Source organism: Streptomyces sp. NPDC002463, assembly GCF_042889835.1.
Classification (GTDB): domain Bacteria; phylum Actinomycetota; class Actinomycetes; order Streptomycetales; family Streptomycetaceae; genus Streptomyces; species Streptomyces nymphaeiformis.
Genome location: NZ_JBIARL010000007.1, coordinates 326,651 through 352,353, shown reverse-complemented (window position 1 = coordinate 352,353; position 25,703 = coordinate 326,651). Strand labels below are relative to the sequence as shown.

The 25,703-nt window shown below is 70.6% G+C and carries 23 protein-coding genes and 6 tRNA genes; 14 read left to right on the top strand and 15 right to left on the bottom strand.

Annotation, left to right across the window (positions count from 1 at the left end):
- From ACFYX3_RS17340 to ACFYX3_RS17330, 3 genes are all read right to left on the bottom strand, one after another.
- Positions 1-2,073: DEAD/DEAH box helicase (locus ACFYX3_RS17340; RefSeq protein WP_389013869.1), on the bottom strand; the 2,073-nt coding region annotated here is incomplete at its 3' end.
- A gap of 198 nt (positions 2,074-2,271) precedes the next feature.
- Positions 2,272-2,877: a hypothetical protein gene (locus ACFYX3_RS17335; protein ID WP_389013866.1), complete on the bottom strand. Its 606-nt coding sequence runs from the start codon at positions 2,875-2,877 to the stop codon at positions 2,272-2,274.
- A gap of 239 nt (positions 2,878-3,116) precedes the next feature.
- The gene (locus ACFYX3_RS17330) at positions 3,117-3,467 is read right to left on the bottom strand and encodes a metallopeptidase family protein (RefSeq protein ID WP_030496497.1); all 351 of its coding nucleotides are present in this window, start codon (positions 3,465-3,467) and stop codon (positions 3,117-3,119) included.
- Between the two features lie 104 nt (positions 3,468-3,571).
- On the opposite strand from ACFYX3_RS17330, the gene ACFYX3_RS17325 reads away from it, so the two are divergent.
- The 3 genes from ACFYX3_RS17325 (at position 3,572) to ACFYX3_RS17315 (ending at position 3,854) form a co-directional block, all read left to right on the top strand.
- Positions 3,572-3,644 (top strand) — tRNA-Glu (locus ACFYX3_RS17325).
- 40 nt (positions 3,645-3,684) lie between these two features.
- Positions 3,685-3,758 (top strand) — tRNA-Asp (locus ACFYX3_RS17320).
- Between the two features lie 22 nt (positions 3,759-3,780).
- Positions 3,781-3,854: transfer RNA gene (locus ACFYX3_RS17315), tRNA-Phe, on the top strand.
- 115 nt (positions 3,855-3,969) lie between these two features.
- On the opposite strand, the gene ACFYX3_RS17310 is transcribed toward ACFYX3_RS17315, so the two are convergent.
- Genes ACFYX3_RS17310 through ACFYX3_RS17300 form a run of 3 tightly spaced genes read right to left on the bottom strand, consistent with a single transcriptional unit; the run spans position 3,970 to position 6,013 of the window.
- The gene (locus tag ACFYX3_RS17310; RefSeq protein WP_382655715.1) at positions 3,970-4,803 is read right to left on the bottom strand and encodes a cytochrome c biogenesis CcdA family protein; all 834 of its coding nucleotides are present in this window, start codon (positions 4,801-4,803) and stop codon (positions 3,970-3,972) included.
- Complete coding sequence (locus ACFYX3_RS17305) at positions 4,800-5,552, bottom strand: DsbA family protein (RefSeq protein WP_389013861.1); 753 nt, start codon at positions 5,550-5,552, stop codon at positions 4,800-4,802. The genes ACFYX3_RS17310 and ACFYX3_RS17305 overlap by 4 nt, the downstream gene beginning before the upstream one ends.
- A gap of 56 nt (positions 5,553-5,608) precedes the next feature.
- Positions 5,609-6,013 (bottom strand): hypothetical protein, encoded by a 405-nt coding sequence (locus tag ACFYX3_RS17300; RefSeq protein ID WP_389013858.1) that lies wholly within the window; start codon positions 6,011-6,013, stop codon positions 5,609-5,611.
- Between the two features lie 112 nt (positions 6,014-6,125).
- Here ACFYX3_RS17300 and hrpA point away from each other — a divergent pair, with 112 nt between their 5' ends.
- From hrpA to ACFYX3_RS17285, 3 genes are all read left to right on the top strand, one after another.
- Positions 6,126-10,094, top strand: a complete 3,969-nt coding sequence (hrpA, locus tag ACFYX3_RS17295; protein ID WP_389013855.1) for an ATP-dependent RNA helicase HrpA — start codon at positions 6,126-6,128, stop codon at positions 10,092-10,094.
- A gap of 92 nt (positions 10,095-10,186) precedes the next feature.
- Positions 10,187-10,260, top strand: a tRNA-Asp gene (locus tag ACFYX3_RS17290).
- A 125-nt stretch (positions 10,261-10,385) separates the two neighbouring features.
- Positions 10,386-10,577: a DUF6274 family protein gene (locus ACFYX3_RS17285; protein ID WP_389013852.1), complete on the top strand. Its 192-nt coding sequence runs from the start codon at positions 10,386-10,388 to the stop codon at positions 10,575-10,577.
- Positions 10,578-10,918: 341 nt separating this feature from the next.
- Here the strand turns inward: ACFYX3_RS17285 and bldC are convergent, their stop codons facing one another.
- Positions 10,919-11,125 carry a developmental transcriptional regulator BldC gene (bldC, locus tag ACFYX3_RS17280; protein ID WP_003949541.1) on the bottom strand — a complete coding sequence of 69 codons (207 nt, stop codon included), beginning with the start codon at positions 11,123-11,125 and terminating at the stop codon, positions 10,919-10,921.
- 559 nt (positions 11,126-11,684) lie between these two features.
- Positions 11,685-12,545, bottom strand: coding sequence for a hypothetical protein (locus ACFYX3_RS17275; protein WP_376591748.1), 861 nt, complete (start codon positions 12,543-12,545; stop codon positions 11,685-11,687).
- 155 nt (positions 12,546-12,700) lie between these two features.
- On the opposite strand from ACFYX3_RS17275, the gene ACFYX3_RS17270 reads away from it, so the two are divergent.
- Together ACFYX3_RS17270 and ACFYX3_RS17265 are read left to right on the top strand one after the other, a co-directional pair.
- Entirely contained in the window at positions 12,701-13,792 is a 1,092-nt protein-coding gene (locus ACFYX3_RS17270) for a Glu/Leu/Phe/Val dehydrogenase dimerization domain-containing protein (RefSeq protein WP_116165406.1), read from the top strand.
- A 290-nt stretch (positions 13,793-14,082) separates the two neighbouring features.
- Positions 14,083-14,337 (top strand): DUF3073 domain-containing protein, encoded by a 255-nt coding sequence (locus ACFYX3_RS17265; RefSeq protein WP_030685394.1) that lies wholly within the window; start codon positions 14,083-14,085, stop codon positions 14,335-14,337.
- 149 nt (positions 14,338-14,486) lie between these two features.
- Here the strand turns inward: ACFYX3_RS17265 and purM are convergent, their stop codons facing one another.
- The 4 genes from purM to ACFYX3_RS17245 form a co-directional block, all read right to left on the bottom strand.
- Positions 14,487-15,554: a phosphoribosylformylglycinamidine cyclo-ligase gene (gene purM, locus ACFYX3_RS17260; protein ID WP_382655727.1), complete on the bottom strand. Its 1,068-nt coding sequence runs from the start codon at positions 15,552-15,554 to the stop codon at positions 14,487-14,489.
- 82 nt (positions 15,555-15,636) lie between these two features.
- A complete protein-coding gene (gene purF, locus ACFYX3_RS17255) occupies positions 15,637-17,163 on the bottom strand; it encodes an amidophosphoribosyltransferase (RefSeq protein ID WP_376591743.1) in 1,527 nt (508 codons plus the stop codon).
- A gap of 216 nt (positions 17,164-17,379) precedes the next feature.
- Positions 17,380-18,189 (bottom strand): META domain-containing protein, encoded by an 810-nt coding sequence (locus ACFYX3_RS17250; protein WP_389013845.1) that lies wholly within the window; start codon positions 18,187-18,189, stop codon positions 17,380-17,382.
- Between the two features lie 39 nt (positions 18,190-18,228).
- Positions 18,229-19,017, bottom strand: a complete 789-nt coding sequence (locus ACFYX3_RS17245) for a sterol carrier family protein (RefSeq protein WP_389013842.1) — start codon at positions 19,015-19,017, stop codon at positions 18,229-18,231.
- A gap of 65 nt (positions 19,018-19,082) precedes the next feature.
- Here ACFYX3_RS17245 and ACFYX3_RS17240 point away from each other — a divergent pair, with 65 nt between their 5' ends.
- Complete coding sequence (locus ACFYX3_RS17240) at positions 19,083-19,493, top strand: nuclear transport factor 2 family protein (RefSeq protein WP_376591737.1); 411 nt, start codon at positions 19,083-19,085, stop codon at positions 19,491-19,493.
- Between the two features lie 62 nt (positions 19,494-19,555).
- Here ACFYX3_RS17240 and purL read toward each other — a convergent pair whose 3' ends face one another.
- The 3 genes from purL to purS are packed head-to-tail and all read right to left on the bottom strand — an operon-like array spanning position 19,556 to position 22,727.
- Entirely contained in the window at positions 19,556-21,805 is a 2,250-nt protein-coding gene (gene purL, locus ACFYX3_RS17235) for a phosphoribosylformylglycinamidine synthase subunit PurL (RefSeq protein ID WP_116159821.1), read from the bottom strand.
- Complete coding sequence (gene purQ / locus ACFYX3_RS17230) at positions 21,805-22,485, bottom strand: phosphoribosylformylglycinamidine synthase subunit PurQ (RefSeq protein ID WP_352025347.1); 681 nt, start codon at positions 22,483-22,485, stop codon at positions 21,805-21,807. Before purQ ends, purL begins: the two co-directional genes overlap by 1 nt.
- Positions 22,482-22,727, bottom strand: coding sequence for a phosphoribosylformylglycinamidine synthase subunit PurS (gene purS / locus ACFYX3_RS17225; protein WP_017240564.1), 246 nt, complete (start codon positions 22,725-22,727; stop codon positions 22,482-22,484). Before purS ends, purQ begins: the two co-directional genes overlap by 4 nt.
- A 365-nt stretch (positions 22,728-23,092) precedes the next feature.
- On the opposite strand from purS, the gene ACFYX3_RS17220 reads away from it, so the two are divergent.
- The 5 genes from ACFYX3_RS17220 to ACFYX3_RS17200 all read left to right on the top strand — a co-directional run bounded on the left by ACFYX3_RS17220 (position 23,093) and on the right by ACFYX3_RS17200 (position 25,690).
- On the top strand, positions 23,093-23,434 hold the full coding sequence (locus ACFYX3_RS17220) for an Lsr2 family protein (RefSeq protein WP_389013836.1): 342 nt from the start codon (positions 23,093-23,095) through the stop codon (positions 23,432-23,434).
- 135 nt (positions 23,435-23,569) lie between these two features.
- A tRNA-Gly gene (locus ACFYX3_RS17215) sits at positions 23,570-23,641 on the top strand.
- Between the two features lie 84 nt (positions 23,642-23,725).
- Positions 23,726-23,798: transfer RNA gene (locus ACFYX3_RS17210), tRNA-Gly, on the top strand.
- Positions 23,799-23,945: 147 nt separating this feature from the next.
- On the top strand, positions 23,946-24,881 hold the full coding sequence (locus ACFYX3_RS17205; RefSeq protein WP_389013833.1) for an ABC transporter ATP-binding protein: 936 nt from the start codon (positions 23,946-23,948) through the stop codon (positions 24,879-24,881).
- Positions 24,878-25,690, top strand: coding sequence for an ABC transporter permease (locus ACFYX3_RS17200; RefSeq protein WP_389013830.1), 813 nt, complete (start codon positions 24,878-24,880; stop codon positions 25,688-25,690). Before ACFYX3_RS17205 ends, ACFYX3_RS17200 begins: the two co-directional genes overlap by 4 nt.
- Positions 25,691-25,703: the final 13 nt, after the last annotated feature.

Genomic DNA, 25,703 nt, shown 5'->3' with positions numbered 1-25,703 from the left:
GTCGCGGCGGAAGCCGCCGGACGGACGGTCGTTGTCACGACGCTCGAAGGAACGGCCGCCGCGGTCATCGCGGTTGAAGCCGCCCGACGGACGGTCGTTGTCACGACGCTCGAACGAACGGCCGCCGCGGTCATCGCGGTTGAAGCCGCCCGACGGACGGTCGTCACGACGGAAACCACCCGAGGGGCGGTCGTCGCGGCGGAAGCCGCCGGACGGACGGTCGTTGTCACGACGCTCGAAGGAACGGCCGCCGCGGTCATCGCGGTTGAAGCCGCCCGACGGACGGTCGTCACGACGGAAACCACCGGACGGACGGTCGTCGCGGCGGAAGCCGCCACGGTCACCCCGGTCGCCACGGTCGTCACGACGGAAGCCACCGCGGTCGCCGCGGTCGTCACGGTTGAAGCCGCCACGGTCACCGCGGTCACGGCGCTCGAAGTTGCCCCGCTCGTCGCGGTAGGTCGAACGCTGCTCCTCGCGGCGCTCCTCGGCCTTCGCGGCGCGCTCGGCCTCGACGGCCGCGGCCGCGACCTCGGCCTCGGCGGCCTCGGTCACCTCGGCGACGGCGGCCTCCGGGTCCTCACCGCGCTCGCGGGCGGCGCGGGCCACCAGGCGGTCGGCCTCCTCGCGGAGCTCGACGGCACGGCGCTGGAGGCGCTCCAGCTGCTTCGTCAGGTCGACGACCTCGCGCTCGGCCTGCTTGGCCGAGTTGTTCGCGGAGTCGGCCTGGACCTCGGTCAGCGAACGGGCGCCGGTGATCTCGGCGACCTCCGGGTCGAACGCGCCGGCGCCGCCGACGATGTGGCGCGAGGCGTCGACGCCCGCGTCCTCCATCAGACGGAAGATCTGGCGGCGCTGGTGCGGCAGGGCCAGGGAGACCACGACACCGGAGCGGCCGGCGCGGGCGGTGCGGCCCGAGCGGTGCAGGTAGTCCTTGTGGTCGCCGGCCGGGTCCACGTTCAGGACCAGGTCGATGCCGTCGACGTGGATGCCTCGGGCGGCGACGTCGGTCGCGACGAGCGCGTTGACGTAGCCGTCCTTGAAGTCGGCCAGGGTGCGCGTACGGGCGCCCTGGGTCATGCCGCCGTGCAGGGCGTCGGCCTTCACACCGGCGTCGCGCAGCTGCTCGGCGATGCGGTCCGCGCCCAGCTGGGTGCGGACGAAGATGATGGTGCGGCCCTTGCGCGCGGCGATGGCGGCGGTGACCGGGGCCTTGTCCTTCGGCTTCACGACGAGGACGTGGTGGGTCATCGTGGTGACGGCGCCGGCGGACGGGTCGACCTCGTGCGTGACCGGGTTCACCAGGTAGCGCTTGACGAGGGTGTCGATCTCGTTCTCCAGGGTGGCGGAGAAGAGGAGACGCTGGCCGCCCTCGGGGACCTGGTCGAGCAGCTCGGTGACCTCGGGCAGGAAGCCCAGGTCGGCCATCTGGTCGGCCTCGTCGAGGACGGCGACCTGGACGTTCTCGAGCGAGCAGGCGCCGCGGTTGATGACGTCGCGCAGACGGCCCGGGGTGGCGACGAGGATGTCGACGCCGCGCTCCAGGGCGTAGATCTGGTTGCCCATGGACGTACCACCGCAGACGACCTTCATCTTGAGGCCGAGCACGTCGCCGTAGGGCTGGAGGGCGTCCGCGACCTGCATCGCGAGCTCACGGGTCGGGGTGAGGATGACGCCGCGGGGCTTCTTCTTCTCGGTGTGGCCGTCCGCCAGGGTGGCGAGCAGCGGCAGACCGAAGGAGAGGGTCTTGCCGGAGCCGGTGCGGCCGCGGCCGAGGATGTCCTTGCCGGCCAGGGCGTCCGGGATGGTCGCCGCCTGGATCGGGAAGGGGGTGGTGACGCCGTTCTGCGCGAGCTTCCGCACGACGCCCTCGGGCAGACCGAGGTCGCCGAAGGTGATGGTGGGCTCGGCGGGCTCCTCGACGAGGGCCTCGGCGTCGGTGTCGTCGGCCTCGATCGCGACGGTCTCGGTGGAGACGGCGTCGGCGGTCTCGACGGTCTCGGTGGCCTCTACGGCCTCGACGATCTCGTCGTTCTCGGGCATGACGGCGTGGTCAGAACTGAAAATGGACATGCGAAATGCGAAACCTTCCGGAGTCTCGGCACGCGCCCGTCAACTCCGTGATTTCGCAAATCGACCGCCTCAATGCGGTCAGCCACGGCTAGGGAGAGTACGCGCCACACGGCGCTCTTCGGTATCGGCGCCGGGCAATGGGATCAAGCGATCTACCACCATACGCACCCTCCCCCACCTATGGCAAATCGGACTGCGTCACACCGGCTCCGCCTGCGGCGATGCCGCGGGCTCCGGGGGCGCCCCCGGCCCGTCCGCCGCCCGCATGGCACCCATCTGGGTGCCGGGTCCGGTGCTCGGCGGATCGGTGGGGTTCGAGGTCGGCTCCGGGGTCGGCTCCGGCGTCGGGTTCGAGGTCGGCTCCGGCGTCGGATCGGGGCTCGGCTGGGTCGGATCCGGCGTGGGCGTGGCCCCGCCGCCGTCCGGCCCCCCGGCGCCTCCGCCGCTCCCGCCGCCCGTGCCCCCGCTGCCGCCGCTGCCGCTGTCACCGCCCGAGCCGGCGCCCGGGACCTCGTGGCCGCCGCCGGCCGGCTGCGGCTTCGACGGCCCCCCGGTCCCGCCCGGCCCCTCCACCGGCAGCACCGCGCCCGGCGAGGGCTTCGCCGTGCCGGACGGCGAGCCGCTCGGCACCGGGGACTCCTTGCCGCCGCCGGCCGCGGCAGGCCCGTCCCTCCCGGATCGGCCGTTCCAGGATCCGGAGCCCCCGCCCTGGTCCGCGCCACCGCCGTCGCTCTCGGCCGCCACGCCGCGCTTCCCCCCGGACGCGCCGGGCGCCGGCTTCGCCCCCTCGTCGCTCACGCTCATACAGCCGCTCAGACCGGCACAGGCCGCGACGGCCAGCGCGGTGGCGGCCCATCTCACAGGGGTGGGCAAATGGCGCACGGGGGGCACCTCCAGGACACAACAGGCAGGAACGGAACGCGTCACCCTGCCCAACTCCCCAGGCACCACAAGGGACACGGCCGCCGCACAGCGACCCGATCCGGCCACGGCCCGCGATCACCCGCCCCCGGTCGCCGGATCGCCCCGGCCGCCCGGCCGACTCAGCCGTAGCCGAGTGCGTGCAGCCGCTCGTCGTCGATGCCGAAGTGGTGGGCGATCTCATGGACGACGGTGATCTCGGTCTCGGCCACGACGTCCTCGCGCGACTCGCACATCCGCAGCGTCGGCCCCCGGTAGATCGTGATCCGGTCGGGCAGCACCCCGGCGTACCACTCGCCGCGCTCCGTCAGCGGCGTCCCCTCGTAGAGCCCGAGCAGCTCGGGATCGTCCGGGGAGGGCTCGTCCTCCACGAACACGGCGACGTTGTCCATCAGCCGGGTCAGCTCCGGCGGGATCCGGTCCAGGGCCTCGGCGACGAGCTCCTCGAACTCCTCGCGCGTCATCTCCAGCACGGGCCCATTCTCCCCCGCCGGGAAACCGTTTTGGCGATACCGGCCGACATCCCATATGCTTCTCACGTCCCCGACGCACTGAGAAGTGCGCAGGTGAGCCTCTAGCCCTCATCGTCTAGTGGCCCAGGACGCCGCCCTTTCAAGGCGGTAGCACGGGTTCGAATCCCGTTGGGGGCACGCATTACCGTGTGCGAGACTAGTGATCGCACACAAGCTTGGCTCTGTGGAGCAGTTGGTTAGCTCGCCACCCTGTCAAGGTGGAGGTCGCGGGTTCAAGTCCCGTCAGAGTCGCTGAAGCTGGAAACAGCTTCGTGGCTGGGTAGCTCAGTTGGTACGAGCGATCGCCTGAAAAGCGATAGGTCGCCGGTTCGACCCCGGCCCCAGCCACAAAGAGAAGGCCCCGTTCGAAAGAACGGGGCCTTCTTCGTTCCCCGGAGCGTTCTTCGTTCCCCGGAGAGATGAGCGGTACGGGGAAGGGGCCCGCGCCCCTCCCCCGTACGGCTCAGACCTCCTCGCGCCGCCGCCCCTTGCGGCCGCGCACCGCGAGCGCCGCCGCCACCGCCGCCACGACCGCGACGAGCAGCGCCCAGTCCGGCACCGCCCGGCCGAGCGAGGCGACCCGCTCCTCGACGGCGAAGGAGTCGTCCACCGACAGCAGGCCCGGCAGCGCGGTCGTCCCGTCGAAGACCAGGAACAGGGTGCCGAGGGCGATGAAGAAGAGGCCCGACAGCAGCGAGGTGGAGTGCACCTCGAAGCGGCCGACACGGAGCGGCCGGCCGCGCAGCCAGCGCCGCCGGCCCAGCTCGTACCGCTCCCAGAGCAGCGCCAGGACGAACAGCGGGACGGCCATCCCCAGCGCGTACACGGCGAGGAGCAGTCCGCCGTACGCCGGGCTGCCGCTCAGCGCCGCCACCGTCAGGACGCTGCCCAGGATCGGGCCCGCGCAGAAGCCCGCGAGGCCGTAGACCAGGCCGAGGGCGTAGACGGAGAGCGCCGAGGTGGGCCGGATGCGGCCGCTCGCCTCGGCGATCCGACGGGAGGTGAAGCCGAGCCCGAGGATCTGGAGGACGCCGAGGCCGACGATCAGCCAGCCGCCGGCGGTGACGAGCAGGTCCCGGTGGCCGTAGAAGAACCGGCCCGCGAGGGAGCCGGCCGCGCCGAGCGGGACGAGCGTGGTCGCAAGGCCCGCGTAGAGGATGCCGGTCCTGGCCACGAGCTTCGCGCGCGTGTCGATCGAATACGCGAAGAAGGCGGGCAGGAGCAGGGCGCTGCACGGGCTGAGCAGGGCGAGGAGGCCGCCGAGGAAGGCGGCGAAGTAGCCGATGCCGGAGGTCACTGCCCGGCCTTCGTCGGCGCGGCGGTCGGAGCCGCCTTCGGAGCCGCCTTCGCCGCCGCCTCGATCGCCTCCGTGAAGGTCTCCAGCGGCTGGGCGCCCGCGATGGGCCGGCCGTTGACCAGGAAGGACGGGGTGGAGGAGGCCCCGAGCTCGTACCCCTGTTCCTGGTCCTTCCGTACGGCCTCCCGCGCCGCCGCGCTGTCGCCGTCCTCGGCGAACCGGGCGAGGTCGGGCACGCCGGCCTCGGCCGCGAGGGCGGCCAGGCGCTCCTTGCCGAAGCCCTTCTCCTTGGCGCCCTCGGCGTAGGCGGCCCTGTGGAACTCCCAGAACCGGCCCTGCCGCCCGGCCGCCCAGGAGGCGCGGGCAGCGGCCTCCGACTCCTCGCCGAAGATCGGGAAGTTCCGCCACTCGATCCGCAGGGTGCCCTTCTCGACGTACTTCTTCACCAGGGCCGGCTCGGTGTCGCGGGCGAACTTCCCGCAGTAGCCGCACTTGAAGTCGGCGTACTCGATGAGCACGACGGGAGCGTCGGCGCGGCCGAGGGCGAGCTTGTCGGAGGCGTCGCGGCGGGCGTACGCCTCCAGCTCGGCATAGACGCCGGCGGAGGGGTCGGCGGAGACCTCGGCGACGGACGAGGAGCCGGAGGCGCCGGGGGACGAGGGCTTGGTGGCGGTGTACGAGACCACGCCGAGCAGCACGGCGGCGGCCGCGACCCCGGAGACGATCAGAATCGGCTTGGACTTGGACATGCGGAAGTACTCCTGCACGGATCAGAGGGGAAGGACGGCGGAAGGCGGCCGTCCGTCTACACCCTCAGGACCGACAGCTCCACGGGAGACCGAGGTACGCGCGCGGGTTGCTCCCGGCCCGGCGGCGCGGCCGGGTCGCAGGGGTCCGGCTGCCGGACCCCGGGCGCCACCCGGTCGGCGGCCAGCGCCGGCAGCAGCTCGGCGAAGCCGTGCGCACGCGGTGGTACGACGGGGCCTCCGGCCCCTTCGTCGGCGGGGTGGCCCGGGTCGCAGCCGGGCACGGCGGCACCGAGGACGACGGGGGCCGCGTCGGCGACGGGGACCGCGGCCGGGGCCGTACCGACGAACCGTGCCGGGCCCGGAGCCGTACCGCTCGGGGCGAAGGCCCCGCAGGTCAGAAGCACCAGCACCAGGCCCAGGAGCGCGGCGAGCGCCGCTGGCGCGCGGGTGGTGCGGAACATGCGAAACCTCTCCGGTCCGGGCCAGATGCCCGAAATACTACGCACGGCCGCTCCGCCCCCTTCGTAAATCGGTTCGCCGCTTCTCGTCCGCAGGTGCGATCCTGGATCCCGTATGTCTACTTCCTTCGCCGCCCTCCAGTCCGTCCTGGCCGAGGTCTCGCTGCGGGACTCCCACCGGCTCGGCCGCCGTCTCGAAGGCGCCCGCCGCATCCGCAAGCCCGAGGCCCGCGCGGCCGTCCTGGACGAGATCGCCGCCGAGGCGGCCAAGGCCAAGGAGCGCGTCGACGGGCGCGCCTCCCGCGTGCCCGCGGTCACGTATCCCGAGCAACTGCCCGTCTCGCAGAAGAAGGACGAGATCCTGGAGGCGATACGCGACCACCAGGTCGTGATCGTCGCCGGTGAGACGGGCTCCGGCAAGACCACGCAGATCCCGAAGATCTGTCTGGAGCTGGGCCGGGGCGTCCGGGGCATGATCGGGCACACCCAGCCCCGCCGGATCGCCGCCCGTACGGTCGCCGAGCGCGTCGCCGAGGAGCTGAGGACCCCGCTGGGCGAGGCCGTCGGCTGGAAGGTCCGCTTCACCGACCAGGTGAACCCGGACGCGACCTTCGTGAAGCTGATGACGGACGGCATCCTGCTCGCCGAGATCCAGACGGACCGCGAGCTGCGCGCGTACGACACGATCATCATCGACGAGGCCCACGAGCGGTCCCTCAACATCGACTTCCTGCTCGGCTATCTGGCCCAGCTGCTGCCGAAGCGCCCCGACCTCAAGGTCGTCATCACCTCGGCGACGATCGACCCGGAGCGCTTCTCCCGCCACTTCGGCGACGCCCCGATCGTCGAGGTCAGCGGGCGTACGTACCCGGTCGAGGTCCGCTACCGGCCCCTCCTGGAGGAGGACTCGGAGGAGTCGGACCGGGACCAGATCACCGCGATCTGCGACGCCGTCGACGAGCTCCAGAAGGAAGGGCCCGGCGACGTCCTGGTCTTCCTCTCCGGCGAGCGCGAGATCCGCGACACGGCGGACGCGCTGCTCAAGAAGAAGCTCTTCAACACCGAGATCCTGCCGCTGTACGCCAGGCTCTCCCATGCCGAGCAGCACCGGGTCTTCCAGGCGCACTCCGGCCGCCGGATCGTCCTCGCGACGAACGTCGCCGAGACCTCCCTGACCGTCCCCGGCATCAAGTACGTGATCGATCCGGGCACCGCCCGCATCTCCCGCTACTCGCACCGCACCAAGGTGCAGCGGCTGCCGATCGAGCCGGTCAGCCAGGCCAGCGCCAACCAGCGCAAGGGCCGCTGCGGCCGTACGTCGGACGGCATCTGCATCCGGCTGTACTCCGAGGACGACTTCCTCACCCGCCCGGAGTTCACGGACGCGGAGATCCTCCGTACGAACCTGGCCTCCGTCATCCTCCAGATGACCGCGGCCGGCCTCGGCGACATCGAGAAGTTCCCCTTCATCGACCCGCCGGACCACCGGAACATCCGGGACGGCGTGCAGCTCCTCCAGGAGCTCGGCGCGATCGACCCGACGGAGAAGGACCCGAAGAAGCGGCTGACGCAGCAGGGCCGGAAGCTGTCCCAGCTGCCCGTGGACCCGCGGCTCGCCCGGATGGTCCTGGAGGCCGACAAGAACGGCTGCGTCCGCGAGGTCATGGTGATCGCGGCGGCGCTCTCCATCCAGGACCCGCGCGAGCGGCCGTCCGAGAAGCAGGCGCAGGCCGACCAGCAGCACGCCCGGTTCAAGGACGAGACGAGCGACTTCCTCGCCTTCCTCAACCTGTGGCGGTACGTCCGCGAGCAGCAGCGGGAGCGCGGCTCCAGCTCCTTCCGCCGGATGTGCAAGCAGGAGTACCTGAACTTCCTGCGGATCCGCGAGTGGCAGGACATCTACGCCCAGCTGCGGACGGTCGCGAAGCAGATGGGGATCCATCTGAACGAGGAGGACGCGCCGGAGCAGTCCGTGCACGTCTCCCTGCTGTCCGGCCTGCTCTCCCACGTCGGTCTGAAGGACGTGAAGGAGAGCAAGGAGAGCCAGGGCCCGAAGCGCGAGGGCACCCGGAACGAGTACCTGGGCGCGCGCAGCGCCAAGTTCGCGATCTTCCCCGGCTCGGCGCTCTTCAAGAAGCCCCCGCGTTTCGTGATGTCCGCCGAGCTGGTGGAGACCTCGCGGCTCTGGGCCCGGGTGAACGCCCGGATCGAGCCCGAGTGGATCGAGCCGCTCGCGCAGCACCTGGTGAAGAAGACGTACAGCGAGCCGCACTGGGAGAAGGACCAGGCGGCCGTGATGGCCTTCGAGAAGGTGACGCTGTACGGCGTCCCGATCGTCGCCGACCGCAAGGTGAACTACGGGCGGATCGACCCGGAGGTCTCCCGCGACCTGTTCATCCGGAACGCGCTCGTCGAGGGCGACTGGCGCACCCACCACAAGTTCTTCGCGGACAACCGCAAGCTCCTCACCGAGGTCGAGGAGCTCGAACACCGGGCCAGGCGCCGGGACATCCTCGTCGACGACGAGACGCTCTTCGACTTCTACGACAAGCGCGTCCCCGAACACGTCGTGTCGGGTGCCCACTTCGACTCCTGGTGGAAGCACAAGCGCCGCGAGGAGCCGGAGTTCCTCGACTTCGAGCGCGAGATGCTCATCAACGAGAAGGCGGGGACGGTCACCAAGGACGACTATCCGGACTCCTGGCGCCAGGGCGCGCTGAAGTTCCGGGTGACGTACCAGTTCGAGCCGGGGGCGGACGCGGACGGCGTGACCGTCCACGTGCCGCTCCAGGTGCTCAACCAGGTGACCGACGAGGGCTTCGAGTGGCAGATCCCGGGCCTGCGCACGGAGGTCGTCACGGAGCTGATCCGCTCGCTGCCGAAGCCGATCCGCCGCCACTACGTGCCGGCGCCGAACTTCGCGACCCGCTTCCTGGACTCCGTGGTCCCCGTCCAGGAGCCGCTGGCGGGCGCGCTCGCGCGGGAGCTCCAGCGGATGGTCGGCGTCCCGGTCACGGCCGAGGACTTCGACTGGTCGAAGGTTCCCGAGCACCTCAAGGTGACCTTCCGGATCGTCGACGAGCGGCGCCGGAAGCTGGCCGAGGACAAGGACCTGGAGACGCTGCGCCTGAAGCTGCGCCCCAAGGCCCGTCAGGCGCTCTCCAAGGCCGCCGCGGCGGCGACGGGCGGCCCGGACGGCTCCGGGCCCTCCCTGGAGCGCACGGGCCTCAAGGACTGGACGATCGGGACGCTCACGAGGGTCTTCGAGACCAAGCGGGGCGGGCAGCCGGTCAAGGCGTACCCGGCGCTGGTCGACGAGGGCGATTCGGTGGCCGTGCGGCTCTTCGACTCGGAGGCCGAGCAGGCGCAGGCGATGTGGCGGGGCACCCGGAAGCTGATCATGCTGAACATCCCGGTGAACCCGGCGAAGTTCGCCTCGGACAAGCTGACCAACCAGCAGAAGCTGGCCCTGTCGTCGAACCCGCACGGCTCGATCCAGGCCCTCTTCGACGACTGCGCGACCGCCGCCGCCGACAAGCTGATCGCGGACCACGGCGGCCCGGCCTGGGACGAGGAGTCCTTCCGGAAGCTGTACGACCGGGTCCGCGCGGACCTGGTCGACACGACGGTGCGGACGGTGGGCCAGGTCCAGCAGATCCTGGCGGCCTGGCAGGCGTGCGAGCGCCGGCTGAAGTCGACGAACAGCCTGGCCCTGATCAACAACCTGACCGACGTGCGGACGCAGCTCGCCTGGCTGATGCCGGCCGGCTTCGTCACCCGTACGGGCCTGAAGCGGCTCCCGGACCTGATGCGCTACCTGGTGGCGGTGGACCGGCGGCTCCAGCAGATGCCCACCGGGGTCCAGCGGGACACCACCCGGATGGAGAAGGTCCAGGAGATGCAGGACGAGTACGCCTGGCTCCTGGAGCAGCTTCCGAAGGGGCGTCCGGTGCCTTCGGAGGTCACCGACATCCGCTGGATGATCGAGGAGCTGCGGGTGAGCTACTTCGCGCACGCGCTGGGGACGGCGTACCCGATCTCGGACAAGCGGATCGTGAAGGCGATCGACGCGGCGGCCCCGTAGAGACGCCCCGGAGGACCGTGCTCGGGACCTCACCGCCGGTGAGTTCGACCAGACCCCCTGACCTGCTGTACAGTCTGTCTCGCAAGCAACGAGGTCCTGTGGAGCAGTTGGTTAGCTCGCCACCCTGTCAAGGTGGAGGTCGCGGGTTCAAGTCCCGTCAGGATCGCTTTCACGAAGGCCCGCATCGCGAGATGCGGGCCTTCGTTGTGTTCCCGTGTCTTGACGGGGCCGCGCGCCCGCCGGTACCCCGGACTTCAGGGAATCGGGGGCCCACACCGGAGGTGGTCGCGCATGGCCGCGGCGTCCGCAGCTCGGCACGACACTCGCGCGCTGCTGCGCGCCCATCTGGCGGCCGCTTCGCGGTACGGACACCTCACCCGTCGGTGCGCGGTCTGCCATCGCCTCCTGCGGCTCGCCATGGAGGTTCCGGAGCCCGAGGAGCCGGCGGACGGCGCCGAGGACGAAAGTCCCACCGACCCGTGACCAACGGCCGGTTGGCCGCGATCCGCGAAGTGGGAGGCTGTTCCTTGGCAAGACCTCCCCAGTGTGACGGGTGTCACTGAAAGAGTTTCAGAAACCCCTGCACTTACACCCTCCCTACACCGCCCGGATTTAATATGTGCAATTGCACCACCCTGGAGAGAGTGTGGCGCGGGGCACAAAAAAGATCGCGCTGGACCCGGCGGAGTCCAGCGCGATCGTTGACGAAGACCTGTTGGGGCAGGAGTCCGTCGGCAGTACTAGGGGTGGGCGACCGGATTGGGGGATCCGGACGGGCCCGGTGTTACGGGGTGTTGCAGGGTCCTGCGGGGTTCTGCGCGACCTCAGGCCTCGCTGCGCTGCTGCGGAATACCCGCCAGCAGAGCGCGAACCTCGGCCTCGCGATACCGGCGGTGCCCACCCAGGGTGCGGATGGACGTGAGCTTGCCGGCCTTGGCCCAACGGGTCACCGTCTTCGGGTCCACGCGGAACATCGTGGCAACCTCGGCAGGGGTCAGCAGCGGCTCGGCATCAGGGGTGCGAGCGGTCATGAGCGGCCTCCTCGGGAGAACCGAACCAATCTCGGTTCTTTCCTCTAAATTCTGCACCTTGACCCGCGTTGCCCGAAATGGCAGAAGCGGGCCGAGTCGGTTATAGGACGAACGGCTTGTCCTCGGCACTACAACTACACCATCCGTCCAGCCGCGTCGGCCAAACCGATGGAATTGCCCTCGCAGGTGTTCATCAGCGGCGGAAGTCGACTGACCATGCCATAACGGACAGTCACGCCACTGTGACGATCAGTCACAGAGCGATCAGGAGTCCTCAGACCCCCCATAGAGTGCAATGCTGAGCGTTCCGCCCGAACTTGGGCGGAAGGAACCCTCCCCGGACTCCTTGTCCTATTTTGGCACGAGGGTGGGTGATGGGCGCAAGAGTGCGTTACGTGCTGTCCGTCACGCTTGAGCCAAAGGCCCGGATCAGGACCAACGACCTCACCCCATCGGTGCGAAAGACCCGGCCAATGGAAACCGGCCACGCCCTCAAGATCATTTACACCCGCCGGACATGTCTTGTCGATACCTACCTGACGAACTTGTCCGACTGATGTCAGTTCGCGTAACGGAGGTCCCTGACCTTCCGCCAGCGCTCCGCGAGCCGCCCGTACACCTCGCTCGCCGCCTCGCCGTTCCCCGCCCGCAGCGCGGCGATCCCCTCCGCCAGCTGCGCCGCCGAGCGGTCCTCCGCCAGCCACCCGGCCGGCATCACGTGCACCAGACCGCCGAAGTCCAGCTCCACGAGCGCCCTCGGATGGAACTCCTCCAGCCAGCGCCCCACCTCGATCAGACCCTCCGTCATCGGACCGTCGTCGATCGACTCCCGCAACGCCTTCAGAGCCCGCGCCAGCCGCCGCCGCGCCTGCGCCATCGTCGTCCGGTACCGCAGCACCGGCGCCCGGCCCGCCTCCGTGCTCCCGGCCTCCCCCGGCTCGTACTCCCGGTCCTCGTCCCCGAAGAGCGCGAACCAGCGCAGCGGCACCTGCCAGACCCCGGTACGGATCCACGGCCGGGCGTCCGGGTTCCGGCTCAGCCAGCGCTCGTAGTCGCCCGCCACCTGCGACCGGACCACCGGCGGCAGCATCGCGTCCAGCACCGACGCCGGGTACGGGCCCGCCGCCAGCTCCTCCAGGGCCAGCCAGCCGCGCAGCCGGGTCCGCCACGGGCAGATCACCACCACCCCGTCCAGATGCGCGACGAAGGCCTCCCCGCTCTCGTGCACCGGCACCGGCACCGGGGGCGTCGGCAGCAGGTCCGCGAGCGAGCGGCGCAGCTCCTCCTGCGCCCCCGGGGTGCGGGCCCGGCGCGCGTACCGGGCCCAGTGGGACCGCTCCGGCTCGGGGAACGCGGCCAGCGGCTCGTACACCCGCAGATAGGACGCGTAGGGAACGGGGACCGTGGAGGCGACCGACATGTCGCAAATCCTTCCACGGAGGTACTCCGGGAGGGGGTGATCCTGAGCACTGCGGCCGATCTACGCCCAGGTAGGACTTACTCTCTTCCCGATCTGGTCCTCCCCCACCCACAGGGAGGACCGAAACCGCCGCTTCGTACTTGGGAGTCACCACCGTGACCGATGTGACCGGCGTTCCTGTCGACGTACTCAACACCCTGTTCCACTCGGAGCAGGGTGGCCACGAGCAAGTCGTGCTCTGTCAGGACCGCGCCACCGGCCTCAAGGCCGTCATCGCCCTCCACTCCACCGCCCTGGGCCCCGCCCTCGGCGGCACCCGCTTCTACCCGTACGCCACCGAGGCCGAGGCGATCGCCGACGCGCTCAACCTGTCGCGCGGCATGTCGTACAAGAACGCCATGGCCGGACTCGACCTGGGCGGCGGCAAGGCCGTCATCATCGGCGACCCGGAGCAGATCAAGACCGAGGAGCTCCTCCTCGCCTACGGCCGCTTCGTCGCCTCCCTCGGCGGCCGGTACGTCACGGCCTGCGACGTCGGCACCTACGTCGCCGACATGGACGTCGTCGCCCGCACCAACCAGTGGACCACCGGCCGCTCCCCCGAGAACGGCGGCGCCGGCGACTCCTCCGTCCTCACCGCCTTCGGCGTCTTCCAGGGCATGCGCGCCGCCGCGCAGACCGTGTGGGGCGACCCGACCCTGCGCGGCCGCAAGGTCGGCGTCGCGGGCGTCGGCAAGGTCGGCCACTACCTCGTCGAGCACCTCCTGGAGGACGGCGCCGAGGTCGTGATCACCGATGTGCGCGAGGAGTCGGTGCGCCGGATCACCGACAAGCACCCGCAGGTCACCGTGGTCGCCGACACCGACGCGCTCATCCGCGTCGAGGGCCTCGACGTCTACGCGCCCTGCGCGCTGGGCGGCGCCCTCAACGACGAGACCGTCCCGGTCCTCACCGCGAAGATCGTCTGCGGCGCGGCCAACAACCAGCTGGCCCACCCGGGCGTCGAGAAGGACCTGGAGGCGCGTGGCATCCTCTACGCGCCCGACTACGTGGTCAACGCCGGTGGCGTGATCCAGGTCGCCGACGAGCTGCACGGCTTCGACTTCGACCGCTGCAAGGCGAAGGCCACGAAGATCTTCGACACCACCCTGGAGATCTTCGCACGTGCGAAGTCCGACGGCATTCCGCCGGCCGCCGCGGCCGACCGGATCGCCGAGCAGCGCATGGCGGACGCCCGCCGCGCCTGACCCGCGCCCGGCAGTACGGAGGGCCGGCCCGCCGCCGGGGGAGACTTCGCTCACGCCCATCGGCGGGTCGGCGCTCAAGAAGAGGTTAAAATCGCGATTGACCAGCGAGGAGAGGGCACCTCGAAGGTTCTGTACCGGGGTATGTGATGCGCGCGGCGTACCGTAGACCCACGGAAACAGGTACCGTTGAAGCCCTACGGACCGGTCTCTCTGTCGAGAGTCCGTTCCGAATCATGAACGCGTGTCAAGACTCTGGGGCCGAAGAGCCCCGTCACCGAGGGGGTCGAGCCATGGGGCGCGGCCGGGCAAAGGCCAAGCAGACCAAGGTCGCCCGCCAGCTGAAGTACAGCAGCGGCGGGACAGACCTGACGCGTCTGGCCAATGAGCTGGGCGCTTCGACTTCGAGCCAGCCGCCGAATGGCGAGCCGTTCGAGGACGACGACGAGGAAGACGACCCGTACGCCCAGTACGCGGATCTCTACAACACGGACGACGAGGACGAGGACGACGAGTCCGGTCCGAGTTCGTCCCCGCGTCGCGCTTGACCTTCTGAATCGCAACACCGAAACCCGGACCGGGGTCACCCGTCCGGGTTTCTGTGCTGTCCGCGTAGGGATGCCGTCCGCGTACGGATGCTGCCGGAAGCGGATACGCAGACGGGGCGCCCCTTCGGAGCGCCCCGCCCGTGAACTTCCTACTTGGCGTAGTCGCCGACCAGCTCGGCGCCCGTCGTGTGCGCCCCGCGCTCGGTGATCTCGCCCGCGACCCAGGCCTCGACCCCGCGGTCCTCCAGGGTCGCCAGGGCCACGTCCACGGACTCGGCCGGCACGACGGCCATCATGCCGACGCCCATGTTCAGGGTCTTCTCCAGCTCCAGGCGCTCCACCTGACCGGCCTTGCCGACCAGGTCGAAGATCGCGCCCGGCGTCCAGGTCGAGCGGTCGACCGTGGCGTGCAGCCCGTCCGGGATGACCCGGGCCAGGTTGGCGGCCAGGCCGCCGCCCGTGATGTGGCTGAAGGCGTGGACGTCCGTGGTCCGGGTGAGGGCCAGGCAGTCCAGCGAGTAGATCTTCGTGGGCTCCAGGAGCTCCTCGCCGAGCGTCCGGCCGAGCTCCTCGACCTGCTGGTCGAGGGTCATGCCGGCGCGGTCGAAGACCACGTGGCGGACGAGCGAGTACCCGTTGGAGTGAAGGCCCGAGGACGCCATGGCGATGACCGCGTCCCCCGTACGGATGCGGTCCGCGCCGAGCAACCGGTCGTACTCCACGACACCCGTGCCCGCGCCGGCGACGTCGAAGTCGTCCGGGCCGAGGAGGCCCGGGTGCTCCGCCGTCTCGCCGCCGACCAGGGCGCAGCCGGCCAGGACGCAGCCCTCGGCGATGCCCTTGACGATGGCGGCGACCCGCTCGGGGTGGACCTTGCCGACGCAGATGTAGTCGGTCATGAAGAGCGGCTCGGCGCCGCAGACGACGATGTCGTCCATGACCATCGCGACCAGGTCGTGGCCGATCGTGTCGTACACGCCCATCTGGCGGGCGATGTCGACCTTCGTGCCGACGCCGTCGGTCGCCGAGGCGAGCAGCGGACGCTCGTAGCGCTTGAGGGCGGAGGCGTCGAAGAGGCCGGCGAAGCCGCCGAGGCCACCGAGGACCTCGGGGCGCTGCGTCTTCTTCACCCACTCCTTCATGAGCTCGACGGCGCGGTCGCCCGCTTCGATGTCGACGCCCGCGGAGGCGTAGGAGGCACCGGTGGTCTCAGACATGGGTGAGAACTTTCGTGTCGTCGTACAGCTCGTGCTGCTCGTACCGCCCGTGCCGCGGGTCGCGGCACGGGCGGTGGGGGTCTTACGGGCGACGGAGCGCGTCGGAGGCCGCGGTGGCGGCCGGGCCGGCGGCCAGCTCGGTCTCCAGGAGCTGCTTGCCGAGCAGCTCGGGGTCCGGCAGCTCCATCGGGTACTCGCCGTCGAAGCAGGCACGGCAGAGGTTCGGCTTCTGGATCGTGGTCGCCTCGATCATCCCCTCGAGGGAGATGTACGAGAGCGAGTCCGCGCCCAGCGACTTGCCGATCTCGTCGACCGACATCCCGTTGGCGATCAGCTCCGCGCGGGTCGCGAAGTCGATGCCGAAGAAGCAGGGCCACTTGACCGGCGGCGAGGAGATCCGGATGTGGACCTCGGCCGCACCGGCCTCGCGGAGCATCCGGACCAGGGCGCGCTGGGTGTTGCCGCGGACGATCGAGTCGTCGACGACCACGAGCTTCTTCCCCTTGATGACTTCCTTGAGGGGGTTCAGCTTCAGCCGGATGCCCAGCTGGCGGATGGTCTGGGAGGGCTGGATGAAGGTGCGCCCGACGTAGGCGTTCTTCACCAGGCCGGCGCCGAAGGGAATGCCCGAGGCCTCCGCGTAGCCGATGGCGGCGGGGGTGCCGGACTCCGGCGTCGCTATCACCAGGTCGGCCTCGACGGGCGCCTCCTTGGCGAGGCGGCGGCCCATCTCCACGCGGGAGAGGTACACGTTCCGCCCGGCGATGTCCGTGTCCGGGCGGGCCAGGTACACGTACTCGAAGACACAGCCCTTGGGCTTCGCTTCCGCGAATCGCGAGGTGCGGATGCCGTTCTCGTCGATCGCGATCATCTCGCCCGGCTCGACCTCGCGGACGAAGCTGGCGCCGCAGATGTCGAGGGCGGCGGACTCGGACGCGACGACCCAGCCGCGCTCCAGACGGCCGAGGACCAGCGGGCGGATGCCCTGCGGGTCACGGGCCGCGTAGAGCGTGTGCTCGTCCATGAAGACGAGGGAGAAGGCGCCCCGGACCTCGGGGAGGACCTTCGCGGCCGCCTGCTCGATGGTGAGCGGCGTGCCGTCCTCGTCCACCTGGCCCGCGAGGAGCGCGGTGACCAGGTCGGTGTCGTTGGTGGCGGCGACCTGGGTCGCGCGGCCTTCCCTCTTGGGCAGGTCGGCGACCATCTCGGCGAGCTGCGCCGTGTTCACCAGGTTGCCGTTGTGGCCGAGCGCGATCGAGCCGTGGGCGGTCGCCCGGAACGTCGGCTGCGCGTTCTCCCACACGGAAGCCCCGGTGGTCGAGTAGCGGGCGTGACCGACCGCGATATGACCCTGGAGGGAACCGAGAGAAGTCTCGTCGAAGACCTGGGAGACGAGTCCCATGTCCTTGAAGACGAGGATCTGGGAGCCATTGCTTACCGCGATTCCCGCGGATTCCTGGCCCCGATGCTGGAGGGCGTAGAGCCCGAAGTACGTGAGCTTTGCGACCTCTTCACCCGGAGCCCAGACACCGAAGACGCCACAAGCGTCCTGGGGGCCTTTCTCACCGGGGAGCAGATCGTGATTGAGTCGACCGTCTCCGCGTGGCACGTTTCCGAGTGTAGACGGGCTCGACCACTGGTCCGAATTGAGGAAATGTGGAGGTGGCGGCCCTCGTGCGATCGCACGAAATGATCAACTCCCGCTTGGAGAGGCCTACGAAGCAGGCGGGGTAAGGGATTCCGGCCCCCGGGCCCCGGAGAGCGGACGCTCGTACCAGGGCCGGGGCGGTCCCGCGATGTGACGGACGCCGCAGTCGGCGGCCGCTCAGCGGGCGGTCGGGGTCGCCGTGAGGCCCTCTCCCGAGGCGTCGGTGAGGGTCAGCGTTCGGTGGTTCAGCCGATAGGTCAGCGGCCCGTCGAGGAGCTCGTACAGCCGCGTCTCCAGCGTCATCTGCGGGGGCGTGCAGATCATCCGGGTCGTCGCCGCCGGGCCCTCGACGGTGAGGGTGCGGGCCTTCTCGTCGACGCGGGCGTGCGCGGAGAAGTTGTTGCAGCCCAGGTTCCCGGTGACCCGGCCGTCGGCGCCGACCGTGAACCGCGCCTTCGCCCCGCTGCCGGCGGGCAGGGAGGAGGCCGTGTCCTTCGAGACCAGTCCGTCGATCTTCCAGGTGGTGCCGAGCAGCGGGACGGCCGGCTCGGCGGTCAGCTCCACGCTGTTGCGCCCGTCGGCCGAGGCGAGCCGCAGGCCGTCGCCCTTCATCGTCCCCTTCAGCGAGCCGGTGAAGGCCTTGAGGAACTCCGTCTCGAAGCGCCCCCGGTCGCCGGAGCAGGCCATGCCGGTCATCTCGGCCGGAGAAACGATGAGGGTGTCGCCCCGGATCGCAAGGGCGGCGCCGAAGGTGTTGCAGCCGCTGTTCCCCCCGAGGTCGTCCTCCTTGAAGTCGACGCGCGCGCCGCCGGGCGCGACGGACCTGACGCCGTCGACCGTGACGGCGTCGACCGTCCAGTACGTGCCGGCGACCGGCAGGTCCGGGGAGACGGTGTCCGCGCCGCCGGAACCGGCGCCTCCCTCCGTACCGCAGGCCGTGAGCAGGAGGAGGGGAACCAGGACGGCGAGTGCGCGTGGCTTCGGCATGCCGGTGGGACGGAGGGAGCGGCCGTACGGTTCCTGCGGCTAGCCCATGAGGGGCAGCAGGTCCTTCAGGTCCGCCCGCTCGCCGCTCGCGCTCACGTGGGCCGCGTCCAGCTCCGCCGCCCACTCCGTACGGCCCGTGGCGAGCCTGAGCCAGGTCAGCGGGTCCGTCTCCACCACGTTCGGCGGGGTGCCCCGGGTGTGCCGGGGCCCCTCCGCGCACTGCACCACCGCGTACGGCGGGATCCGCACCTCGACCGCCCCGCCCGGCGCCTTCTGCGCGAGCGCGTCGGCGAGCAGCCGGGTGCAGGCGGCGAGGGCCTGGCGGTCGTACGGGACGTCGGCGCCGGTCGCCGCGTTCAGGTCGTCGGTGTGGACGACGAGCTCGACGGTCCGGGTCACGAGGAAGTCCCCGAGCCGCATCGCGCCGAAGCGCGTCGGGACGAGCCGCTCGTCGGAGACGGCCCCGATCGCCTCCTCGTACCCCGCGAGGGTCTCCGCGCAGAGCGCCGGCAGGTCGCCCGCGTCGATCGCCCGGGTGTCCTCGTCGATGCTCCCCGCCGCCGTCGCCGTCGCCAGGGGCCAGTCGACCAGGGCGAGTTCCCGCTTCTCCGGCTCCGGCTCCGCGAGCCTCCGGGTCAGGGAGGCGAGCACCATCGTCAGATGTGCCGCAAGGTCCCGTACGGTCCACTCCCCGAGCCGCGTCGGCCCGTCCAGCTGCTCGGGCGTCAGCGCCGTCACCGCCTCCCGTACGTGCCGGAACTGGGCGAGGACGGCCGCCCTGGTCTTGGCGGAGTCGTAGCTGCGGGCGCGCTTCTTGGCAGGTGGCATGGCCCGAGGCTAGCCCCGAGACTGGAGGGAAGGAGCCAATCGCAGCGAAAGCAGGCGACGGGACCATGACCCATCACGAGCACCCCCATGCCGCTCTGGTGCGCCGGGGCTACGAGGCGTTCGGCAAGGCCGACATGGAGACGCTGGCCTCGATGATGACCAGCGACTGCACCCAGCACGTGCCCGGCGAGAGCCAGATCTCCGGGCACTACAAGGGCCGGGACAACATCCTCGGCGGCTACTACCGCATGCTCGGCGAGCTGAGCGGCGGCACGATCCGCGTCGAGCTGAAGGGCGTGTACGTGGACGGCCGCGGCCACGTCATCTCCACGCACCGCTTCTTCGCCGAGCGCGGCGACCGCGGCATCGAGATGGACGGCGGACTGTTCTTCACGCTCGTCGGCGACAAGATCTCCGACATCGACGAGTGCGTCGCCGACATCGTGGAGACGGACTCGTTCTGGGGCACGGGCTGACACGACGGAGCCCCCGCCCTTTCCAGGACGGGGGCTCCGTTCCGTACGGACACGGGGACCGATCAGACCAGCAGGCCCGGGATCGTCGCCTCGTGCGCCTCGCGCAGCTCCGTGAGGGAGAGCGTGAACTCGCCCTGCACGTCCACCGCGTCGCCGTCGACGACACCGATCCGGGTCGCCGGCAGACCCCGCGCACCGCACATGTCGGTGAAGCGGAGCTCCTCGCTGCGCGGGACGGCGACGACCGCACGGCCCGCCGACTCGCTGAAGAGGAACGTGAAGGCGTCCAGGCCCTCGGGGACGACCAGGCGCGCGCCGTTCCCGCCGCGCAGGCAGGACTCGACGACCGCCTGCACGAGACCGCCGTCGGACAGGTCGTGCGCCGCGTCGATCATGCCGTCGCGCGAGGCCGAGATCAGGATCTCGCCGAGCAGCTTCTCCCGGTCGAGGTCCACGGCCGGCGGCATGCCGCCGAGGTGCTGGTGGATCACCTCGGACCAGGCGGACCCGCCGAACTCCTCCTTGGTGTCGCCCAGCAGGTAGAGGAGCTGGCCCTCTTCCGCGAAGGCGATGGGGGTACGGCGGTTGACGTCGTCGATCACACCGAGGACGGCCACGACGGGCGTCGGGTGGATCGCGACCTCACCGGTCTGGTTGTAGAGGGAGACGTTGCCGCCCGTGACCGGGGTGCCCAGCTGGAGGCAGCCGTCCGCGAGACCACGGGTGGCCTCGGCGAACTGCCACATCACGGCCGGGTCCTCGGGCGAACCGAAGTTCAGGCAGTCCGAGATCGCCAGCGGCTTCGCACCGGAGGCGGCGACGTTGCGGTACGCCTCCGCGAGCGCGAGCTGCGCACCCGTGTACGGGTCGAGCTTGGCGTACCGGCCGTTGCCGTCGGTCGCCATGGCCACGCCGAGGTTGGTCTCCTCGTCGATGCGGACCATGCCCGCGTCCTCGGGCTGCGCCAGGACCGTGTTGCCCTGCACGAACCGGTCGTACTGGTCCGTGATCCAGGACTTCGAGGCCTGGTTCGGGGAGGAGACGAGCTTGAGGACCTGGTCCTTCAGCTCGGCGCCGTCCTGCGGCCGGGGCAGCTTGCCGGCGTCGTCGGCCTGGAGCGCGTCCTGCCAGTCCGGGCGCGCGAACGGCCGGTGGTAGGTCGGGCCCTCGTGGGCGACGGAGCGCGGCGGGACGTCGACGATCTGCTCGCCGTGCCAGAAGATCTCCAGGCGCTCGCCGTCCGTCACCTCACCGATGACGACCGCGATGACGTCCCACTTCTCGCAGATCTCGAGGAAGCGGTCGACGTGCTCGGGCTCGACGATCGCGCACATGCGCTCCTGCGACTCGCTCATGAGGATCTCCTCAGGAGAGAGCGTCGCGTCGCGCAGGTGCACCTTCTCCAGGTCGACCCGCATGCCGCCGGAACCGGCGGAGGCCAGCTCGGACGTGGCGCAGGAGAGCCCGGCACCGCCGAGGTCCTGGATGCCCGCGACGAGCTTCTCCTTGAAGATCTCCAGGGTGCACTCGATGAGGAGCTTCTCCTGGAAGGGGTCGCCGACCTGGACGGCGGGGCGCTTGGCCGGCTTGGTGTCGTCGAAGGTCTCGGACGCGAGGACCGAGACGCCGCCGATGCCGTCGCCGCCCGTGCGGGCGCCGTACAGGATGACCTTGTTGCCGGGGCCGGAGGCCTTGGCGAGGTGGATGTCCTCGTGCTTCATCACGCCGATGCAGCCGGCGTTGACCAGCGGGTTGCCCTGGTAGCAGGAGTCGAAGACGACCTCGCCGCCGATGTTCGGCAGGCCCAGGCAGTTGCCGTAGCCGCCGATGCCGGCGACGACACCGGGCAGCACGCGCTTGGTGTCGGGGTGGTCGGCCGCGCCGAAGCGCAGCGGGTCGACGACCGCGACCGGGCGGGCGCCCATGGCGAGGATGTCGCGGACGATGCCGCCGACGCCGGTGGCCGCGCCCTGGTAGGGCTCGATGTACGAGGGGTGGTTGTGCGACTCGACCTTGAAGGTGACCGCGTACCCCTGGCCGACGTCGACGACGCCCGCGTTCTCGCCGATGCCGACGAGCATGGCGTCGTTCTCGGGGGTCTTCTCGCCGAACTGCTTCAGGTGGACCTTGCTGCTCTTGTAGGAGCAGTGCTCGGACCACATGACGGAGTACATGGCGAGCTCGGCGCCGGTGGGACGGCGGCCGAGGATCTCGCGGATGCGCGCGTACTCGTCCTCCTTGAGGCCGAGCTCCTTCCAGGGCTGCTCGCTGTCCGGCGTCTCGCTCGCGTGCTTGACGGTGTCGAGGCTCATCAGGCGTTGACCAGCTTCTTGAGGATCGAGGTGAAGAAACCGAGGCCGTCCGTCTTGCCGGTGCCGATCAGCGGCTCGACGGCGTGCTCCGGGTGCGGCATGAGGCCGACCACGTTGCCCGCGGCGTTGGTGATGCCCGCGATGTCGCGCAGCGAGCCGTTGGGGTTCATGTCCAGGTAGCGGAAGGCCACCCGCCCCTCGGCCTCCAGCTCGTCGAGCGTGCGCTCGTCGGCGACGTACCGGCCGTCCATGTTCTTGAGCGGGACCTCGATCTCCTGGCCCTCGGTGTAGTCCGAGGTCCAGGCGGTCTCCGCGTTCTCCACCCGCAGCTTCTGGTCGCGGCAGATGAAGTGGAGGTGGTTGTTGCGCAGCATCGCGCCCGGCAGCAGGTGGGCCTCGGTGAGGATCTGGAAGCCGTTGCAGATGCCGAGGACGGGCATGCCCGCCTTCGCCTGCTCGATGATCGACTCCATCACCGGCGAGAAGCGGGAGATGGCTCCGGCCCGCAGGTAGTCGCCGTAGGAGAAACCGCCGGCGAGGACCACGGCGTCGACCTGCTTGAGGTCCTTGTCCCGGTGCCAGAGCGACACGGGCTCGGCGCCCGCGAGGCGGGCGGCACGCAGCGCGTCCTGGTCGTCGAGCGTTCCGGGGAACGTGACGACGCCGATGCGTGCGGTCACGACTCCACCTTCACGATGAAGTCTTCGATCACGGTGTTGGCAAGGAAGGTTTCGGCCATCTCATGGATGCGGGCGAGGGCGGCGTCGTCGACCGGTCCCTCCACCTCCAGCTCGAAGCGCTTCCCCTGACGGACGTCGGCGATTCCGGCGAATCCCAGGCGAGGCAGTGCACGCTGCACCGCCTGCCCCTGAGGGTCGAGGATCTCCGGCTTGAGCATGACGTCGACTACGACGCGTGCCACTGGCACTCCCGGTGGTGTGTTGCGTGGGCGGTTCCCTCAGCGTACCTGCCTCCAAATTCTACGCGGGTAGAGATCTGAAGGATCCTACAAAAGCCCGGTTCAGAGCGGTGTGCGTCACACGAACACCCTCCACGCGCCCGACACACACTCCCCGCAAAATTCCAGTGAAATATTGCGGACCGCATTGCACCGGGACACGCTGAAACAATTGGCAGGGCTTCACAATGCGACGCCTGCCGCTGTACAAAGGAATCCAGAAGAAAGCAGCATTGTCCCGGCACAGCCGTACGGTCGGCATCGCCGCACGTCAGGGGCGCCACAAGCGCCCTACCGGCCCCGGCGGCCGCAGGAAAGGACCGATATCCGTGGCTCAGCGTGTGGTGGTCACTCTCTCCGACGACATCGACGGCGGAGAAGCGGCTGAAACGGTCGCGTTCGGCCTCGACGGGAAGATGTACGAGATCGACCTGAATGCTGCCAATGCAAAGAAACTCCGCAAGGCCCTCGCGCCCTACCTCGCCGCCGGCCGCAAGCTGCCGGCCCGTGTGACGGCCGGCCGCGGCACCTCCGCGGCCTCGTACACGCACACCGCCCTCGCCCCCGACCCGGCGGCGGTCCGCGCCTGGGCCCAGTCCAACAAGATGGACGTGCCCGCCCGCGGCCGGATCCCGAGGCGCGTCTACGAGGCCTTCCGCGCGGCGAGCTGACCGGTCGGCCACCGGGGGGGCGCACCCCCGGCTCCGACCGGGGCCGGAGGCGATTTGCATTGCACCCCCCATGATCCGGTAGAGTCTGGATCACGCCGAGGGGCGAGGCCGAAAAAGCCGAGTCCCCAGCAGCGTGCGGGTGTAGTTCAGTAGCAGAACAGCCCCCTTCCAGGGGGAAGGCGCAGTGTGCAATCCCTGTCACCCGCTCTGCGAGAAACGCGTTACCGACCACTCCGGTGGATCAGGTAGAGTGGTGCTCGCACCGAGCAGCGAAAGCTGACCGGTAGCAATGCGGACGTGGCTCAGTTGGTAGAGCATCACCTTGCCAAGGTGAGGGTCGCGAGTTCGAATCTCGTCGTCCGCTCAGGGAGTGCGAAGGCCCCGGTTCTCAGGAACCGGGGCCTTCGTCGTATCCCCACTCCCTCTCTCCTCGCTCCCCCATGACATTTGTCAGCGGGACCGGTGACGGCGCGCACTGCCCGGGCGCGGAAAGCGGCGAAACCCTGGAGCCATGACTCCAGCGATCGAGGCGACCGGCCTGAGCCGCAGTTACGACGGCGGTTTCGAGGCGGTGCGCGGCATCTCCCTCTCCGTGCCCCGGGGCGAGGTCTTCGCCCTGCTCGGCACCAACGGCGCCGGCAAGACCTCCACCGTCGAACTCCTGGAGGGCCTCGCCGCCCCGACCGGCGGCACCGCCCGCGTCCTCGGACACGACCCGCACCGCGAGCGGTCCGTCGTCCGCCCGCGCATCGGCGTCATGCTCCAGGAGGGCGGCTTCCCCTCCGACCTCACCGTCATCGAGACCGTACGGATGTGGGCCGGCTGCACCAGCGGCGCCCGGCCCGCCGGCGAGGCCCTCGGCGCCGTCGGTCTCGCCGGCCGCGAGAAGGTGCGGATCAAGCAGCTGTCCGGCGGCGAACGCCGCCGCCTCGACCTCGCCTGCGCCCTCCTCGGCCGCCCCGAGGTCCTCTTCCTCGACGAGCCCACCACCGGACTCGACGCCGAGGGCCGCCGCGACACCTGGGAACTCGTCCGCGCCCTGCGCGCCGGCGGCACCACCGTCCTGCTCACCACGCACTACCTGGAGGAGGCCGAGGCGCTCGCCGACCGGCTCGCGATCATGCACCGGGGCCGGATCGTCCTCTCCGGCACTCCCGCCGAGGTCACCGCCGCCCAGCCCGCCCGGATCCGCTTCACGCTCCCCGCCGGCGTGTCCGCCGCCCGGCTGCCGCTCGGGCTGAAGGCCGCCGCCGACGGCGACCGGATCGAGATCCGCACCCACGCCCTCCAGGACGACCTCACCGAACTCCTCGGCTGGGCCCACGACCACGGCGTCCGGCTCGACGGGCTCGACGCCCGCTCCGCCTCCCTCGAAGAGGCCTTCCTCGACATCGCCTCCCGCACGGGGGACGCCCCCGCCGGCCCGAAGGAGTACGTGACCCGATGAGTGCGCCGACCACGCAGAGCACACCCGTCCCCACCGCCGGCCGGCGATCCACCACCCTCACCCGGCTCACCGCCCTCGGCCGGGCCGAACTCACCCTCCTCGGCCGCAACCGCAACAACCTCTTCGTCGCGGCCGCCATGCCGCTGCTGATGATCTTCGTACTGCGGTCCTCGCTCAAGAACGTCGACGAAGCCACCCTCGGAATCTCCCCCGGCGCCGCCATCCTCATCGGCGGCACCGGCATGGTCCTGCTGCTCGTCGTCTACATGAGCCTCACCTCCAGCCTCGTCGCCCGCCGCGAGGAACTCGTCCTCAAGCGGCTGCGCACCGGCGAGGCCACCGACACCGAGATCCTCACCGGCACCGCCCTGCCCGCCACCGCCATCGCCCTCGTCCAGTGCGCGGTCCTCACCGTCGGCGGCTTCACGCTCCTCGGCGCCGACGCCCCCGCCCGCCCCGACCTGCTCGTCCTCGGCCTCGCCGCCGCGATCGTGCTGCTCGCCGGGCTCGCCGCCCTCACCACCACCGTCACCCGCACCGTCGAGAGCGTCGGCCTCACCACCCTGCCGCTCTTCCTCCTCTCCTCCTTCGGCTCCGGCCTCTTCGTCCCCCGCGACGCCCTGCCCGGCCTCGCCGCCGACCTCGCCCAACTGCTCCCGCTCAGCGGCGCCATGGAGTTCGTACGGGCCGGCTGGCTCGGCACCGCCCACGCGGACGGCCTGCTCACCGCCGCGCTCAATACAGTGGCGTGGGGCGTCCTGACGGGGTGGGCGGTCCGCCGCTGGTTCCGCTGGGAGCCCCGGCGCTAGGACGGGACCGGAG